The 16,269-nt window shown below is 67.0% G+C and carries 14 protein-coding genes and 2 pseudogenes; 6 read left to right on the plus strand and 10 right to left on the minus strand.

Annotation, left to right across the window (positions count from 1 at the left end; genetic code table 11):
* Positions 1-434: 434 nt before the first annotated feature.
* The gene (locus tag AB0H00_RS19985) at positions 435-2,018 is read right to left on the minus strand and encodes a DUF2142 domain-containing protein (protein WP_357268155.1); all 1,584 of its coding nucleotides are present in this window, start codon (positions 2,016-2,018) and stop codon (positions 435-437) included.
* Positions 2,015-3,007 (minus strand): glycosyltransferase, encoded by a 993-nt coding sequence (locus tag AB0H00_RS19990; protein ID WP_357268157.1) that lies wholly within the window; start codon positions 3,005-3,007, stop codon positions 2,015-2,017. The genes AB0H00_RS19985 and AB0H00_RS19990 overlap by 4 nt, the downstream gene beginning before the upstream one ends.
* A 147-nt stretch (positions 3,008-3,154) precedes the next feature.
* Here AB0H00_RS19990 and AB0H00_RS19995 point away from each other — a divergent pair, with 147 nt between their 5' ends.
* Entirely contained in the window at positions 3,155-3,691 is a 537-nt protein-coding gene (locus tag AB0H00_RS19995) for a GtrA family protein (RefSeq protein ID WP_357268159.1), read from the plus strand.
* A 136-nt stretch (positions 3,692-3,827) separates the two neighbouring features.
* Positions 3,828-5,738 (plus strand): glycosyltransferase, encoded by a 1,911-nt coding sequence (locus AB0H00_RS20000; RefSeq protein ID WP_357268160.1) that lies wholly within the window; start codon positions 3,828-3,830, stop codon positions 5,736-5,738.
* A gap of 202 nt (positions 5,739-5,940) precedes the next feature.
* On the opposite strand, the gene AB0H00_RS20005 is transcribed toward AB0H00_RS20000, so the two are convergent.
* The 3 genes and pseudogenes from AB0H00_RS20005 to rsgA form a co-directional block, all read right to left on the minus strand.
* Positions 5,941-6,792 (minus strand): NAD(P)-dependent oxidoreductase, encoded by an 852-nt coding sequence (locus tag AB0H00_RS20005; RefSeq protein ID WP_357268162.1) that lies wholly within the window; start codon positions 6,790-6,792, stop codon positions 5,941-5,943.
* Between the two features lie 138 nt (positions 6,793-6,930).
* Positions 6,931-7,629 (minus strand): hypothetical protein, encoded by a 699-nt coding sequence (locus AB0H00_RS20010; protein ID WP_357268163.1) that lies wholly within the window; start codon positions 7,627-7,629, stop codon positions 6,931-6,933.
* Positions 7,630-7,684: 55 nt separating this feature from the next.
* Positions 7,685-8,283: pseudogene (gene rsgA / locus AB0H00_RS20015) on the minus strand (ribosome small subunit-dependent GTPase A); the annotation flags it as partial.
* A 48-nt stretch (positions 8,284-8,331) separates the two neighbouring features.
* Between rsgA and AB0H00_RS20020 the strand changes: the two are divergent.
* A pseudogene (locus tag AB0H00_RS20020) lies at positions 8,332-8,547 on the plus strand (type II toxin-antitoxin system prevent-host-death family antitoxin); the annotation flags it as partial.
* Positions 8,544-8,798 carry a Txe/YoeB family addiction module toxin gene (locus tag AB0H00_RS20025; protein ID WP_357268165.1) on the plus strand — a complete coding sequence of 85 codons (255 nt, stop codon included), beginning with the start codon at positions 8,544-8,546 and terminating at the stop codon, positions 8,796-8,798. The pseudogene AB0H00_RS20020 and the gene AB0H00_RS20025, both read left to right, overlap by 4 nt.
* 35 nt (positions 8,799-8,833) lie before the next feature.
* Here the strand turns inward: AB0H00_RS20025 and AB0H00_RS20030 are convergent, their stop codons facing one another.
* The 4 genes from AB0H00_RS20030 to AB0H00_RS20045 all read right to left on the minus strand — a co-directional run bounded on the left by AB0H00_RS20030 (position 8,834) and on the right by AB0H00_RS20045 (position 12,431).
* On the minus strand, positions 8,834-9,739 hold the full coding sequence (locus AB0H00_RS20030) for a glycosyltransferase family 2 protein (protein WP_357268409.1): 906 nt from the start codon (positions 9,737-9,739) through the stop codon (positions 8,834-8,836).
* A gap of 128 nt (positions 9,740-9,867) precedes the next feature.
* Positions 9,868-10,704, minus strand: coding sequence for an ABC transporter ATP-binding protein (locus AB0H00_RS20035; protein WP_357268167.1), 837 nt, complete (start codon positions 10,702-10,704; stop codon positions 9,868-9,870).
* 10 nt (positions 10,705-10,714) lie between these two features.
* Positions 10,715-11,575: an ABC transporter permease gene (locus AB0H00_RS20040; RefSeq protein WP_357268411.1), complete on the minus strand. Its 861-nt coding sequence runs from the start codon at positions 11,573-11,575 to the stop codon at positions 10,715-10,717.
* A 250-nt stretch (positions 11,576-11,825) separates the two neighbouring features.
* The gene (locus AB0H00_RS20045) at positions 11,826-12,431 is read right to left on the minus strand and encodes a bacterial proteasome activator family protein (protein WP_357268169.1); all 606 of its coding nucleotides are present in this window, start codon (positions 12,429-12,431) and stop codon (positions 11,826-11,828) included.
* 250 nt (positions 12,432-12,681) lie between these two features.
* On the opposite strand from AB0H00_RS20045, the gene AB0H00_RS20050 reads away from it, so the two are divergent.
* Positions 12,682-13,884, plus strand: a complete 1,203-nt coding sequence (locus tag AB0H00_RS20050; RefSeq protein ID WP_357268171.1) for a cysteine desulfurase-like protein — start codon at positions 12,682-12,684, stop codon at positions 13,882-13,884.
* 19 nt (positions 13,885-13,903) lie between these two features.
* Here AB0H00_RS20050 and AB0H00_RS20055 read toward each other — a convergent pair whose 3' ends face one another.
* On the minus strand, positions 13,904-14,908 hold the full coding sequence (locus AB0H00_RS20055) for an NAD(P)H-quinone oxidoreductase (RefSeq protein ID WP_357268173.1): 1,005 nt from the start codon (positions 14,906-14,908) through the stop codon (positions 13,904-13,906).
* A gap of 158 nt (positions 14,909-15,066) precedes the next feature.
* Here AB0H00_RS20055 and AB0H00_RS20060 point away from each other — a divergent pair, with 158 nt between their 5' ends.
* On the plus strand, positions 15,067-16,245 hold the full coding sequence (locus AB0H00_RS20060; RefSeq protein WP_357268175.1) for a lactate 2-monooxygenase: 1,179 nt from the start codon (positions 15,067-15,069) through the stop codon (positions 16,243-16,245).
* The last annotated feature ends 24 nt before the right edge of the window (positions 16,246-16,269 follow it).

Raw genomic sequence — 16,269 nt, forward strand, 5'->3', positions numbered from 1 at the left:
CGGTGCCTGCGGTGACGCCGAGGGCGGCGATCATCAGGGCCGACGTCGCGGCGAATTTCCTCATCAGCATTTGTTTGGAACCTCGATGTGAAGCGAACTAGACGAGCGAAATCTAGACCAGCTAACGCGTAGTGACCAGATCGTGACCTTTTGAATTCGTTCGCGGTCGATCCTTGCGGCCCTGTCATACTGACGAAACGTCTACGCTGGCCGGGTTTTCCGCAACGAGGCGCAGCGCACAATTCCATCGCAATGTGACTCAGATCACTACGCATTGCGGAAGGTGGCCATCGACGTGATAGCCCGCGGTCGGCTCAGCGGCTCGGCGATTATCAGCGGACTGAGGTCGTCGGCGAGCCTGCCGAGCGGGCGATGAGCGAGGCGCTGGACTGATTCGACCACGGCACGGTGGCACGCTCGGATGCCGTGGCGGGTCAGCCCCAGACGACGGTGTAGTACTTCGCCGCGGCCGCGATCAGCGCCACGGTCGACGCCGCGATCACGGTGACGGCCGGGCCTACCGTCGGCGTCTTCCCGGCGGTATCGGTGAGGCGCAAAGGCATCCAGCGCAGCAGCACCGCGAGCCCGACGATCGCAAGGGGCACGAAGTAGCGGCCCTGCACGCCGTCGATGATGTAGTAACCGACCGGCGTGAACGACATATAGAGCGTCACATAGATCATCGCCACGCTCGCCGCAATGGTGAGCGCCACGATCAGGGTGCGCCGGAAAGTGGCGGCGTTCATCCGGTCGGCGACGCCGACGCTCACCGCGAACGCGAGCAGGCAGGCCAGCATCGCCACGGACGGAACGTCGACGTAGGCGAAGCCGAGCTCGCCGAAGAACTGGCTGAACCAGCGCTCGTCGCGCAGCGCGATGCTCTCGCCGAACACGTGGACGAAATCCAGCGGGTGACGGAGAATGCCGCTCAGCTGGTCACCAGGGCGAACCGAGTGCCACTGGTGCTGCGGCCGCATCAGCCCCATGCCGTCGCCGGTCGGCGCGGCGATCTTCATCCATACCGCGAAGGCGAGCGCGCCCGCCGCGGCGAAGACCCACGGGACACCGCGCCGCCAGCCGGTGAACCCGAACCGGTCGGCGGGCACCAGCACGACCAGTAGCGCGAGCAGCACGTAGGTCGGCTTGCTCACCGGAAGCAGGATCGTCGCCGTCAGCAGCGCGCCGATCTCCACCCGGCCGAGCCGATCGCCGAGGAACAGGGACTTCACCAGCAGCGCGGAGGCCAGGATGGCCAGGGCGTTGGTCATGGTGTCGGCGGTGACCGTACCCGCCTGGAACACCGCGATCGGCAGTACGGCGACGGTGAACGCGAGCCACTGCACCCGGTGGGCACGCAGCGCGAACAGGCCGAAGCCGACCACCGCGAGGTAGGCCGCCAGCCCGGCGAGCCGGGTGAGCAGGACGACGCCGCCTACGTCCAGCCCGAACAGCTCGGCGAGCCGGATGCCGATCGCGGCCGGCACATAGGGAACCGGGGAGTATGCGGCGGTGTTGGTGAACCAGACCGGTTCGGTGGCGTCCGAGACGGGGGCGTTCTTCAACTGCTCGTAGCCGCCGGGGTTCTCCACCATCGGGTCGGGCTCGTCCGGGTTGGTCGTGTAGTCCTTCATCGCGTAGCCCATCAGCTTGCTGATGCTGGATGGGACGTCGCCGCCGTAGGAAATACCGCGGTCGTCGTGAATCCGCTGCGGTCCGAACCCACCGTGCGCGACCTGGTAGGCGCGACCGAACTGGGTGATCTCGTCATGACCCCAGAACGACGGGGTGAGGACGCTGAACAGCGCGCCGAAGATCGCGACGAGCACGGTGAAGGCGACCGTCGCCGCGCCGAGGCGGGTCCCGATTCGGTGCGCGACGCCTGTGATGGCGCCCCTCGCCGGCCGGCCAGCGGTAGTCGTGCTGTCGATGTCAGCGGCGGGCAGCGGCGCGGTGTCCACCGTGGGAAGCGGTGCGGTGTCCGGGGTCTGTGCCGCGGTCCGATCCGCCGATGTGGTCAACGTCCGGCTCCACCGTCACGGGCATCAGCGCCGTTGTCGTCCGCGGGTGCGCCGTCCGCGCTCACCGCCGCATAGCGCAGGTAGGTCAGGCGGGCGGTCTCATGCCGTGAGCGCCGGATGCCGTCCAGGATCAGGCCCGCGGTCCACGCCAGACTGCCGAGCAGCAGCAGGGTGAAGCCGAGGAACAGCGTGGGGAAGCGCGGTACCTCGTGGGTGTTGTAGAACTCGACGACGATCGGGATGGTGAGGACGATCGAGACCAGCCAGCTCAGCGTGCCGAACAGGCCGTAGAACGCGACCGGCCGCTCGTGCCTGGCCAGCCCGACGATCAACGCGAGGATCTTGAATCCGTCGTGGTACGTGCGTAGTTTGCTCGCGCTACCCGCGGGACGGTCGCGAAAGCCGACCGGCACCGCCGTCCGCGGCACCCGCAGGTGCAGCGAGTGCACGGTCAGCTCGGTCTCGATCTCGAACTCGCGGGAGACCGCGGGGAAGCTCTTCACGAACCGGCGGGAGAACACCCGGTAGCCGGACAGCATGTCTTCGACGTTCTCGCCGAACACCTTGCCGACCACGCCGTTGAGCACTTTGTTACCGGTCTCGTGGCCCGCACGGTAGGCCGAGGCGCCCTCGTCCTGCCTGCGCACGCCGAGGACGTGGTCGTAGGGGCCGTCGAGCAGTGTCTTGATCATCAGCGGCGCGGCCGACGCCTCGTAGGTGTCGTCGCCGTCGATCATCAGGTAGACGTCGGCTTCGATATCGGCGAAGGCGCGGCGCACAACGTTGCCTTTGCCCTTGGTGTGCTCGTGTCGAACGATCGCTCCGGCGGCACGGGCCCGCTCGGCGGTTCTGTCCGTGCTCAGATTGTCGTAGACGTAGACGATGATTCCCGGCACGGCGGCCTGCAGGTCGGCGACGACCTTGGCGACCGAAGCCTCTTCGTTGTGGCAGGGAACCACGGCGGCAATACGAAGCTCGGTGGAGTCCACCCGGGTCAATCCTCGCGATCGGTGGTGAATTCGGGAACACCGGGAGGGTACAGGGGACTCACAGAGAACGCGTGGCCGACCTCACCGTGCTGACCGACGAATTCTCACTCGACGCCCGTTCGCCGTGGCCTGCGGTAGCGTCGGGCCGTGCCAACCAGTGAGTCCGCCGCACCCGCAGGCGAGTCCGTGACGCAGGAGTCGGGGTCGATCCTCCGGAAGGTGCTCACCGCGCTGCGGCAGGGCGGGGCCTTCCTGGTGGTCGGCGCGATCGGGTTCCTCGTCGACGCGGGCACCTACAACCTCTTGGTGTTCTGGGGTCGCGAGGGCGTCCTCTTCCACTACCCGCTGCCGGCGAAGATCATCGCGATCGTGGTGGCCACGGTGGTCACGTACTTCGGCAACAAGTGGTGGACCTTCGCACACAAGCAAACCGACAACCCCAAACGCGAATACCTTTTATACGCGGTGTTCAACGTCGTCGCGATCGCTCTGCAACTGGGTTGTCTCGGTTTCTCCCGCTACGTGCTCGACTTGTCGAGCCCGCTGTCGGACAATATCTCCGGCACCTTGATCGGGCAGATCGTGGCAGTTGTGTTCCGCTACTGGGCTTACGACACATTCGTCTTCACAGGGTCGGGCAAGGCTGGCGACAGCGTCGCGGTCAACGCCTCGGCGAACGACTAGCAATGGTGTGGCGATACGGCCGCCCGGTTCCGAAGCAGGCGCGTTACCGGGCCGGTTGATATCCTCACCCCCGCCGTGAACGGCAATCCAGGGGCGAATGTGTCCCGTCCGGCACAATGAGAATTTCGAGGATTTCATGGATCAGTCGGCTACCCAAGCCGTTACCGAAACAAACGATCGCTCGACGGCCGTTGACGCGCCTGCTTCGCTGCGCGCCGACCATCGGGCACCGGATCTGCTGGTGCTGCAGCGCGGCATCTTCACCGGTCCGTCGGCCAAGGTGAGCGACGAGCTCTACGCCGTCGTCAAGGGTGGCGCGCGTCGGGAACGCCAGACGCTGAGACTGGACAAGGGCGCGACCGCGCACACCAATACCTACTTCGGCCGGTTCGCCGCCAGCTACTGGCAGCGCTGGACCACGGTCACCGAGGTGCGGGCCACCATGGTGCTCGACGTGGCGAAGAAGGCCACGGTCCGGGTGGTCGCCTCCGACATCGCGGGGCACCGCAGGATCATCGACACCGCGCAGGTGAACGACGGTGGCACGCTGACGCTGACCGCGCCGCTCGATCAGTACGTCGACGGCGGCGCACTGTGGCTGGAGTTCGACGCTGTCGGTGGCGAGCTGGGCATCGCCGAGCTGACCTGGAGCACGGCGGCGCCGGAGCGCGTGCGGCCGGTCGCGATCGCCATTTGCACCTTCAACCGCGCCGAGGACTGCGCCGAGACAGTCGCCGCGCTCTCCTCCGACCCGACCGTGCTCGCGGCCATCGACGCGGTGTACGTCGTGGACCAGGGCACCGATCTGGTCGAGAACCGGCCACGCTACCAGGAGGTCGCACCGGTCTTCGGTGACAAGCTGCGCTACATCCGCCAGCCGAACCTCGGTGGCGCGGGCGGCTTCACCCGTGGTCTGTACGAGGTGTCCGCGGCCAACGAGCACGCCGACGTCATCCTGATGGACGACGACATTCTCTGCGAGCCGGAAACGGTGTTGCGGCTCAACGCCTTCGCCAACATGACGGTGGAGCCGACCCTGGTCGGCGCGCAGATGCTGTTTCTTCTCAACCCCGACTACCTCAACGTCGGCGCCGAGGAAGTGCACTTGCACCGGCTGCGGCACGGACAGAAGGTGCCGAAGGCGCTGCGCAACACCAGCATGCTGAAGAAGAACCAGGAGCGTCGCGTAGACGCGGGCTACAACGCCTGGTGGACTTGCCTCATCCCGGCCGAGGTGGTCGCGAAGATCGGTCTTCCGGTCCCGATCTTCTTCCAGTGGGACGATGTGGAATACGGCATCCGTGCGCGCGAGAACGGTTTCGTCACCGTCACGCTGCCCAATGCCGCGGTGTGGCACGCGGACTTCTACTGGAAGGATTACGACGACTGGGCGCGCTACTTCAGCACGCGCAACTCGTTGATCGTCGGTTCGCTGCACGCGGATCTGGACGCGAAGGCGATCAGCCGCAAGCTGTTTCGTGAGCTGGCCGAGCATCTGGTCGCCATGCAATACGGCCTGGTGCACACCACGCTGCAGGGTATCGAGGACTTTCTGCGGGGTCCGGAGGTGTTGCGCGACGGCGGTGTCGCGGCGCTGGCCTCCGCCCGCACCAGCCGGGGTGAGTACGGCGAGACGATCAAACACCCGGCCGCGACGCCGCCGGTGCGCTCGGCGGACATCCAATTGCGCCGCGCCGGTGGGGAGCCGAGCCGTGTGACAATGGTGCTGATCAAGCGCGCACTCAACCAGTGGTTCGGCCGAACCCAGCACGGCGTCGTCGGCGTCACCAGGGAAGACGCCTACTGGTGGCACGTCTCGCTGTTCGACCACGTCGTGGTCACCGATGCCTCGCAGTCCGGGGTACGGGTACGCAGGCGTGACAAGGCTCGCGCCCGTCAGCTGCTGCGCCGCACCCTGCGGGTACTGCGCCGCCTGCGCCGCGAACTGCCCACCGTGCAGGCGCAGTACCGCGCCGCGGTGCCGGAACTCACCAGCCGCGCCAACTGGGAGCGGCTGTACCGCTTGTCCGCCTCTCCGGGGCTTTAGGCTCTCCCGCCCCTCCGGGGCTTTAGGCCGTACTAGTCGGGTGGAGCCGGATTCGCGTTCAGGTTCTGCGTTGGGTGCCGCTCGTGTTCTGGGCGTACCCGGCGAGGTACCCATGTAGGTGCGAGATCAGTTGCTGGGTTGGGAATTGGCACCGCTGTCCTTCTGGTAGCCGCACACCTGGAAGGTGTGCGGCTGTCACTGGTCAGAGAAAGAGGTCGGTGGTGAGTTCGCTGGTGCCGGGGGTGGCGCGGTACTTGTCCAGGTCGGTGATGCCGTGGGCGGCGAGGACTTCGTCGTCGATGAAGAAGTTGCCGCTGGTCTTCTCGGCTGACGAGGTGAGCACCAGGTAGGCGGCGTCGGCGTAGATGTCGGGGGTGCGTGAGGTGGCGACCATTTCCTTGCCACCGAGCAGGTTCTCGACCGCGGCCGTCGCGATGGTGGTGCGCGGCCACAGCGAGTTGACGCCGATGCCTTCGCCCTTCAGCTCCTCGGCCAGGCCCAGCGTGGTCAGCGACATCCCGTATTTGGCGATGGTGTAGCCCAGCGCCATGCCCGCCCACTTCGGGTCCAGGTTCAGCGGCGGGGAGAGGGTGAGGATGTGCGGGTTGCGCCCGGCCTTCGCCGATTCTCGCAGGTGCGGAATGCCGAGCTTGGACAGCAAGAAGCTGCCTCGGCAGTTGATGTCCTGCATGAGGTCGTATTTCTTCATCGGAAGCGTGTCCGTCGGGGACAGGTCGATCGCGGAGGCGTTGTTCACCACGATGTCGATGCCGCCGAACCGCTCGACCGTCTGGCCCACGGCCTCGGCCACCGACTCGTCGATGCGGACGTCGCCGACGAATGGCAGCACCTGACCGCCCGCCGCCGCCAGTTCCGCGGCGGCCGTGTGGATGGTGCCGGGAAGCTTGGGGTGCGGCTGGTCGGTCTTGGCGATGAGGGTGATGTTCGCGCCGTCGGCCGCGGCCCGCTTGGCGATCTCCAGCCCGATGCCACGGCTGCCGCCGGACATGATCATTGTCCGGCCCGCGAGCGGCTTGGAACTCGGTTCTGTCATGTGACCTGCTCCTTCGTTTCTGCCGCAGTGAGATGCCCGCGGCTGTCGGCGCCTTGCACTAAGCGTAAACCCCACAATATGCAATCAGTTGCATAGGGGGTGGCAAGAAAGGGCACCGGGTTTCGGTGCCCTTTTGCGCTAGAGCGTCGCCAGCGTCAGGATGTTCAACAGGATGATCAGCGCGGCCAGCGCCCAGCTGATGTACAGGAAAACCATGCCGGGCGCCTTCTGCGGCACCGGGCCGATCGCGCCGTTGAGGAAGATCACCACGGGCGCCTTGTAATAGAACCGGGTGGCCTGACCCTCGGCGATCGGCACCGTCACAGTAGCGGGACCCATGTCGAACAGCCATGGCGTGGCGACCCGGACGTGGTACTGGCCCGGGCCGACCGGAATGTGGTTCGCGCCCCAGCGGGTGTTCGGCACCTGCTGCCCGTTGACCAGGATCTTCGGTTTGGTCAGCGTGAGCAGGAATGCCCAGCCCGAGTACGAGGCATCGATCGTGATGCCCGGCGGATCAGCGGGCTGACCATAGGGCTGCTGCGGCGCGAACTGCTGTGGCTGCCCGAACTGCTGTGGCTGCCCGAACTGCTGTGGCTGGCCGTATTGCGGTGCGGGCTGGCCGTATTGGGGCACGGGCTGCCCATACGGGGGCTGCCCGACCGCAGGCTGAACGAGATGCGGTTGGCTCGGATTCTGCCCCGCGGGCGGCGCGTACTGCGCGGGCGCCTGTGGGGGCGGGTACTGGCCGACGGGCGGCTGCTGACCGAACGCCGGCTGTCCAGGCCATTGCCCGGGTTGCTGGCCTTGAGGCGGGTACCCGCCGGGATGACTCATCTATCCCTCCCAAATAGCGAACAGTGCGAGCCGACCCTACCGTGCGCCGGCGCGATCAGTGCCGTGAGTTCCGCTCCCGGTTCAGCCTGCGCTGCTGCTTTGTGATGCCCCGCCAGGCCTTTTCGCGTTCGGCCTGCAGCCGCTTGTCGGCGCGTGCCTGGATCCACTCGTTTTCCCGCCCGAGTTTGTGATAGCTGACGAGTCGGCGCTGGGTCAGCGCACCGGTCTCGACGGCCTCCAGCACCGCGCACCCCGGTTCGCCGCGGTGTGGGCAATCGCCGAAACGGCATTGTGCGGCAAGGGATTCGATGTCGCTGAAGGTCTTCTCGATTCCTTCGGAAGCATCCCACAGCCCGACGCCGCGCAGCCCGGGCGTATCGATCAGCGTGCTGCCGCCGGGCAGCGGACGCAGCTTCCGATGCACCGTGGTGTGCCTGCCCTTCTTGTCCGCTGCACGGACTGCGTTGGTGGCGAACAGCTCCGCGCCGAGCAGCGCGTTGGCGAGGGTGGACTTCCCAGCACCGGAGGGTCCGATCGGGGCGACGACGCCCTCCGGTATCGCGACGAGCACATCGAGCCCGGTGCCGATACTCGCGCTGACAGCTGAACGACCGCGCCCGGCGCGACGGCGCGCATCTCGTCGAGCGGGGCTACCGCGGCCCTGGTGAGCGTCGTTGATCGGCTGCCTCCCGTGCGCACCTAGCCGAGACGATGACCAGCATCATCGAAGATCAGGACGAGGTGGTTATCACCCGTGCCGGGCAGGAGCCTGTCGTCATGCTTCCGCTCTCCGAATACGAGTCGATCAAGGAAACCGCCTACCTTCTCAGGTCTCCCGCCAATGCTCGACGGCTTCGTGAGGCTATCGCCCGCGTGGAAGCCGGGCAGGCCGAGCCGCATGAGCTGATCGAAGAATGATCATTGCCTGGGACGAAGACGCCTGGGACTCATACCTGTGGTGGCAGCCGCAAGACAAGGCCAAAGTCAAACGCATCAACACTCTGATCGTCGACGTCATACGCAACGGAAATGAGGGAATTGGTAAACCTGAACCACTTCGTCACGAGCTCTCGGGCTACTGGTCGCGGCGCATCAACGACGAACACCGTTTGGTCTACCGAATCGACAGGGACACCGTCACGATCATCGCGTGCCGATACTACCGTTGACGTGCGGCGACCTGTATCAGGTACCGGAAGCTCTGTCAGTCGGGCTTGCCGAATTGTTCGTGGCGGCCGAGGGAGCGTAGGCGGAACCATTCGCGCAGGCCGGCGGGGTCGCGGCGGGTGACGAGGAAGAACCAGGAAAAGCGGATCCATTCCTGGGGGAGGAGTTTGCGCATGCCGGGCTGGGACATCAGATAGCCGCGGTTGCGGTAGGTGAAGTAGCGCTTCACCGGATCGTCCGGGTACTGGGTGTGCATGCGGCCGCCGAGGATCGGCTTGAATTCGGCCGCGCCGTTGGGATGCAGGTACGCCGTCTGCAGACAGGTGCCGAAGGGGAGGCCGGAGCGGACCAGGCGGCGATGCACCTCGACCTCGTCGCCGCGAACGAACAGGCGCAGGTCCGGAACGCCGATCACGTCGACAGCCTGCGCGGAGATCAGCGCGCCGTTGAACAGGGAGGCGATTCCGGGCAGGAACTCCTCGTCGCCGAGTTCGGAGCGCAGCCGCCGCCAGACCACGCCCCGGCGCAGCGGGAAGGCGAGGTGGTCGGGTTCATCGATGTCGCAGACCACGGGCGACACCTCGACCAGCCCGTGCCGGTCCGCGCAGTCCAGCAGGGTGGACAACACGTCCGCGCCTTCGGGCCTGCCGTCGTCGTCGGCGAGCCACACCCAGTCCGCGCCGATGCTCAGCGCGTGCAGCATGCCGAGCGCGAACCCTCCCGCGCCGCCGAGGTTGTGCGCCGAGCCGAGGTAGGTGGATTCGACCGGTTGGTCGCGCACCAGATCGGCGACCTCCGGTTCGTTGCCGTTGTCGATCACGATCAGGTGGTCCACCGGCCGCGACTGGGACGCAACGACTTTCAGTGACTCGGCGAGCAGCTCGCGGCGCTTGTGCGTGACGACGACGGCCACGATGCGGGCGCCCGGCCCGGTATCGGACATCGCCGCACCAGCAGCCTGCGCGGTCGCACCGCCGTCCTCGCCCGCCACGGCGCCGGAGCCCTCCGGCACGGAGCCGAACCCGGCCTGCGCCCCTGCATCGATCGGGGTGTCCTGCCCGGTCGGCTCACTCATGCCTGATTTCGCTCCAGTTCTCGTTCGGTTCCGATCGCACGTTCGGCTTCCATTTCGCGCAGCACGGTCGCGACATGATTCCCCGCGTCCGGACCTTCATACGCTCGCACCACTTCTTCGATACCGCCACGCAATCGGATCTGCCCGTGATCGATCCACAGCGCGGAATCGCACAGTTGCGCGAGAAATTCATTGGAGTGGCTGGCGAAAACCAGGATGCCCGATCGCGCGACCAAGGACTGCAGGCGGATTCTGGCCTTCTTCATGAATTCGGCGTCCACTGCGCCGATACCCTCGTCGAGCAGAAGGATCTCCGGATCGATCGAGGTCACCACGCCCATCGCGAGGCGAACCCGCATGCCGGTGGAATAGGTGCGCAGCGGCATGGACAGATATTCTCCGAGTTCGGTGAAATCGGCGATCTCATCGATCTTCGACAGCATCTGCTTGCGTGTCTGCCCGAGGAACAGGCCGCGGATGATGATGTTCTCGTAACCGGAGATCTCCGGGTCCATGCCGACGCCGAGATCGAATACCGGCGCCACCCTGCCGCGGATGCGCGCGCTGCCGCGGGAGGGTTCGTAGATACCCGAGAGCAACCGCAGCAGCGTCGATTTGCCCGCGCCGTTGTGTCCGACCAGGCCGATCCGGTCGCCCTCTTTCAGCGAGAGGTTGATGTCGCGCAACGCCTCTACCACGACGACATCGGACTGGTTGCGCCCGATCGCGCCGCCCGCCTTGCCGAGGAACGCTTTCTTCAACGACCGCGATTTGGCGTCGAAGATCGGGAATTCGACCCACGCCTGCTGGGTTTCGATACTCACACGACTCATCGGGGCGCTCCTATACCCAGTACGGCACGCGCGAACGGTACTGCTTCATAGCGAAGATCGCCACGATCCACCCCACCAGTGTGATCGTGCCGACTACCACCCAGTGGCGCAGCTCCTGCGGTTCGCCGAGCAGTGGTGCCCGGACGATCTCGAGATAATGGAACGTCGGCACGAGTTCGGCCAGCCGGGCGCGGTCGCCAGTGCCCATCTGTGCTTGCAAGGTCTTGGTCGTCCACATCACCGGGGTCAGCACGAACAGCATCAGGGTGGTGCTGCCCAGTATGGGCGCGATATCGCGGTAGCGGGTGCTGAAAATACCGAACACGATCGACACCCACATGGAATTCAGGAACAGCAGCACGATGGCCGGAATCGCGAGGAGGCTCGACCAGCCCAGGTTCTTCCAGACGCCGAAGGCCGCCAGCATCACCAGATAGATGACCATGTTGTGCGCGAAGAACAGCAGCTGCCGCCACACCATCCGGTACACGTGCACGCTCAGCGCCGAGGGCAACTGTTTGATCAGGCCCTCGTTGGCGATGAAGACCTCCGAGCCTTCCAGAATGCTCGCGCTGACGACGTTCCAGATGATGAGCCCGACCGTCACGTACGGCAGGTACTCCCGCAGCGGCTGGCCGAGCAGCGCCGCGTACAGCACGCCCATCGCCGTGGCCTGCAGGCCGGTGGCGATGGTGATCCAGAACGGGCCGAGCACCGAGCGCCGGTAGCGCTGCTTGATGTCCTGCCAGCCGAGCGACAACCACAGCTCGCGCTGGGCGAAACCGCCCGCGAAGTCCTGGAATGCCCGCCGGAACGTCTGCGAGTCCGACACGATCTTCGCCGCGGTTGCCCCGGCGGTCGCGGGGCCCACCTCCGGTGTGGCCGCGCTCACCGGAGCCTCCCGCGCCGAGTCGTCGCCGGAGCGCGCCGTGTCCTCGGTCGATAGGGTCGGTGAGCTGTCATCTGAAAACGCTTGGTCATCGGAACCAACTGAGCTCTCTTCAGGACGCACCGCACTCGGTTCGGATACCGAGTCGGAGCGAGCGGCAGCGGCGGGCACGGTGCGACACTACCCTTGCGGCTTCCTATCGACCCGCGTGGCACACGCGGGTCGGGTGGTGTCAGAGGTACTGACCGGAACCGCCGGTGACATGATTGCCATGGGCGCCTCGCGGGTCGGCGGCGTGGAGGCCGGGCGGCAGCGCGCCTTGGCGCATCTGCTCGAGCTGTGCCCGTGCGGCCATCTGCTGTGCGAACAGCGCGGTCTGGATGCCGTGGAACAGGCCCTCCAGCCAGCCGACCAGCTGTGCCTGCGCAATTCGCAGCTCGGCGTCGGTCGGGACGGCGTCATCGGTGAACGGCAGCGTGAGCCGCTCGAGCTCCTCGCGCAGCTCGGGGGCAAGGCCCTGTTCCAGCTCGCGTACCGAGGACTTGTGGATCTCCTTGAGCCGACTACGGCTGGCGTCGTCGAGCGGAGCCGCGCGCACCTCCTCGAGCAGCTGCTTGATCATGGTGCCGATCCGCATGACCTTCGCGGGCTGCTCGACCATGTCGGCGAGCGATTCGCCGGGGTCGTCACTGCCGTTCGAGTCGTCTTTCTTGTCGTCATCGGACACCACCTGAGCGGTGAAGGGCGCCTCCGACCCGGCCTCCGCTGGGAGGACCAACGGTCTGCCGTCCGGTCCGACAACGACGATGTGGTCCGGTCCCTCATCCGAGTGCGTCATGACCCCTATCATGTCGCGTTCGCTCCGAACACGCTAAGCGGGTGCTCCCGGCACCGGTGGCCGGCCGGGTCGGCGGGGTTGCCCGGTCCGCCTCGCCGCGCGGCGATGGCGTTCTATCCTGTCCGGGTCGTGTGGTTCGGATTTGTCGAAAGTCGGTTGCCATGCTGAGTCCCAGGTCACTGTGCTCCCGCCGGAATGCGGAGGGGAACGCGGTTACACAGGCTCGCCCGCTGCCCTTAGAGTGGCCAACATGACATACGACGTCGCGAGGGTTCGGGGCCTGATACCGTCCCTGGGCGACGGTTGGATCCATCTCGACCCACAAGCGGGCATGCTTGTTCCGGATGCGGTATCTCGTGCTGTCTCAACAGGTTTCCGGACTTCGTCATTTTCGCATATCGGGCGCCACGGCGCCGCCGTGCGCAGCGCGGCGATTCTGGACGCGGCCCGCGAGGCGGTGGCAGACCTGGTCGGCGGTGATCCGGCAGGCGTCGTGCTCGGCCCCGACCGGGCGGTCTTGTTGGCCTGGCTCGCCGAATCGCTCAGCTCGCGGCTCGGGCTCGGCACCGGCATCGTGCTGTCCCGGTTGGACGACGAGGCCAACGTCGCGCCGTGGCTGCGCATCGCCAACCGCTACGGCGCGCACGTGCGCTGGGCCGAGGTGGAGATCGAGACCTGCGAGATGCCGTCCTGGCAGTTCGAGGAGCTGATCGGGCCGACCGCACGATTGGTGGCGCTCACCGCCGCCTCGCCGATCGTCGGCTCCGCACCCGCCGTCCGGGTGGCCGCGGACCGGGTGCACGAAGTGGGCGGCCTGCTGGTGGCCGACGCGTTCGGCGCGGCGCCCTACGCGCTGATCGACATCGAGGAACTGAACGCCGACGTGGTCGCGCTGAGCGCGCCGGCATGGGGCGGCCCGCAGATCGGCGCGCTGGTATTTCGTGACCCGGCATTTCTGGACCGGATTCCCTCGATGTCGTTGAACCCCTATGCCAAGGGCGCCGAGCGACTCGAGGTGGGCGGACACCAGTACGCGCTGCTCGCCGGGCTCACCACCTCGATCGACTTTCTCGCAGGGCTCGACGACCGCGCGCACGGTACCAGGCGCGAGCGCCTGGAAATGTCGATCACCTCGCTGCAGGACTACCACGACCAGCTGTTCGAGCACCTGATGGACGTGCTGGACAGGGTCCCGAACCTCACTGTGATCGGGCGCGCTTCCACCCGAATTCCCACCGTCAGTTTCACTCTCGCGGGCATGCAGGCCGAGAAGGTCGCGGCCAAGCTGGCAGACAACCGGATCGGCACGCTGAGCGGGGTGCACGGCGGCAGCAGGCTGCTCGACGCGCTGGGTGTCAACGACGAGGGCGGCGCGGTGACCATCGGCCTCGCGCCCTACACCACCAGGTTCGAGATCGATCAGCTCGGCAGGGCGCTCGCGACGCTGGAGTGATCGGCGGAACTCGCAGCCCTCAGAGCTCTTTCACCCGTAGCACCACTTTGCCGAACACTTCGCCGGAGTCCAGCAGCCGATGCGCCTCGGCCGCTTCGGCGATCGGCAGCTCGGCGTCGATGACCGGCACGATGGTGCCCTCGGTGACCAACGGCCATAGGTGCCGGTTCAGTTCCGCGACGATCGCCGCCTTGCCGCCTACACCGGTCGCGGGTCTCGCGCGCACGTTCGTTGCGTGGACGGTGCCCCACTTCCGCAGCAGCGCAGCGAGATTCAGCTCCGCGCTGACTCCGCCCTGCATACCGATCACGAGCAGCCGGCCGTGTGCGGCCAGCGCGTCGACATTGCGCGCCAGGTAGGCCGCGCCCATGTTGTCGAGGATGATGTCGGCGCCGGTGCCGCCCGCGCCCGACTCCTCCGCGCGCACTGCCGCGACGAAATCGTCCTCCCGGTAGTTGATCAGCACGCTCGCCCCGAGTTCCGCGCAGCGCGTCAGCTTTTCAGCCGAACCTGCGGTCACCGCGACGCGCGCGCCCAGCGCCCTGGCCACCTGGATTGCGTGCGTGCCCACTCCGCTGCCCCCGCCGTGGATCAACACCAGCTGGTTCGCGTGCAGCCCCGCGGTCATCACGAGGTTCGACCACACAGTGGCCGCGACCTCGGGCAGCCCGGCCGCCGCGCCCAGGTCGAGGCTGTCCGGAACCGGAAGCACCTGCGTCGCGGGGACCACGACCCGGTCGGCGTAGCCGCCGCCGGACAACAGCGCGCACACCCGGTCGCCGACCTGCCAGTCGCGCACGCCGTCGCCGAGTTCGGCGATAACGCCGGAACATTCGAGGCCGATGATCTCGCTGGCGCCTGGAGGGGGCGGGTAGTGGCCTTGGCGTTGCAGCAGGTCGGCGCGGTTGACGCCGGCGGCGGCCACCTCGATCAGCATCTCGCCGTTGCCGGGCGTAGGAGCCGAGGCCTCGGCCCACTGCATCACCTCTGGTCCGCCGAAACCGGTCAGGTTGATAGCACGCACCGTGCCATAGTGCTCCGACCGTCCGGACGGCTGCGCGCGGACCCCCTGCTTGGTGTGCGAACAGCGGTCGGCCGGGTTGCCCCGGGCGGGAACATCAGGTGAAACGCAATCTGGCGAGCAGGCTGCGGCTACCGCGGCCAGGGACTACCGTTCCGGTGGTGAGCGGTGGTTTCATCGATTTTCAGAACGAGATCTACCTCGGCGGCCTCGGTGGCGCGACGCCCGAATTACCCATGACCGCCGCGGGTTTGGAGCAACACGCGCGGGAGCGGCTGGATCCGGCGGCGTTCGCGTACGTGGCGGGCAGCGCGTCGGCGGAACGCACCGCAGCGGCCAACCGGTCCGCCTTCGACCGATACCGAATCCTGCCGCGGATGCTGCGCGGCACCACGGGGCCAGGCGCACGCGATTTGTCGGTGGAGGTGCTCGGGACGCGGCTGGCCGCTCCGGTGCTCACCGCGCCGATCGGGGTTTTGGAGCTGCTGCACGAGAGCGGCGAGGTGATCGCCGCGGAGGTGACCAAAGAACTCGGTATCGGCACGGTGCTGTCCACGGCAGCCTCATCGACCATCGAAGACGTCGGCGCGGCGGCCGGAGCGTGGTGGTATCAGCTGTACTGGCCCGCGGACAACGACCTGGCCCGTTCGTTCGTCCGGCGAGCCGAGCGCGCGGGCGCGAAGGCGATCGTGGTCACCGTCGACACTCCGAACCTCGGCTGGCGCCCGCGCGACCTGGAGCTGGCTCACCTGCCGTTCCTGCACGGCAAAGGTATCGCCAACTACCTGTCCGATCCGGTGTTCCGCGCCAAGCTGCCTTCCCCACCGGAGGAGAGCGAGGAGGCCATGCGGGTGGCGATCCTCACTTGGGTGGGATTGTTCGGCAACCACACGCTGCGGCATGCGGACCTGGCATATCTGCGCGAGTGGACCGATCTACCGATAGCGGTGAAGGGCATCTTGCACCCCGACGACGCGCGCCAGGCAGTGGACGCGGGCGCGGACGCGGTGGTGGTGAGCAACCACGGCGGCCGACAGGTGGACGGGTCGGTCGCCGCGCTGGACGCCTTGCCCGCGGTGGTCGCCGCCGTCGGCGACCGTGCCGACGTGCTGTTCGACTCGGGCGTGCGCACCGGCTCCGACGTGATCGTCGCGCTGGCGCTGGGCGCCAAGGCGGTGCTGTACGGACGGCCGTGGGCCTACGGGCTCGGCATCGCGGGCGCCGCGGGCATGCGACACGCGCTGCGGTCGCTGCTCGCCGATTTCGACTCGGTGCTCGGCCTCTCCGGATGTGCCGATATCGCCGCAGTGAGCCGCTCACTCGTCTCCACTGTGCGCTGACCTGCGTTACTCGCGATTCTCGCA

Source organism: Nocardia sp. NPDC023852 (assembly GCF_040639505.1).
Lineage (GTDB): Bacteria > Actinomycetota > Actinomycetes > Mycobacteriales > Mycobacteriaceae > Nocardia.

Bases quoted from the DNA above. Each gene is read 5' to 3' on its own strand.
- AB0H00_RS20050 (WP_357268171.1), top strand. From the start codon at position 12,682: ATGACATACGACGTCGCGAGGGTTCGGGGCCTGATACCGTCCCTGGGC.
- AB0H00_RS20005 (WP_357268162.1), bottom strand. From the start codon at position 6,792: ATGACAGAACCGAGTTCCAAGCCGCTCGCGGGCCGGACAATGATCATG.
- AB0H00_RS20045 (WP_357268169.1), bottom strand. From the start codon at position 12,431: ATGACGCACTCGGATGAGGGACCGGACCACATCGTCGTTGTCGGACCG.
- AB0H00_RS20010 (WP_357268163.1), bottom strand. From the start codon at position 7,629: ATGAGTCATCCCGGCGGGTACCCGCCTCAAGGCCAGCAACCCGGGCAA.
- AB0H00_RS20000 (WP_357268160.1), top strand. From the start codon at position 3,828: ATGGATCAGTCGGCTACCCAAGCCGTTACCGAAACAAACGATCGCTCG.
- AB0H00_RS20025 (WP_357268165.1), top strand. From the start codon at position 8,544: ATGATCATTGCCTGGGACGAAGACGCCTGGGACTCATACCTGTGGTGG.
- AB0H00_RS20030 (WP_357268409.1), bottom strand. From the start codon at position 9,739: ATGTCCGATACCGGGCCGGGCGCCCGCATCGTGGCCGTCGTCGTCACG.
- AB0H00_RS20035 (WP_357268167.1), bottom strand. From the start codon at position 10,704: ATGAGTCGTGTGAGTATCGAAACCCAGCAGGCGTGGGTCGAATTCCCG.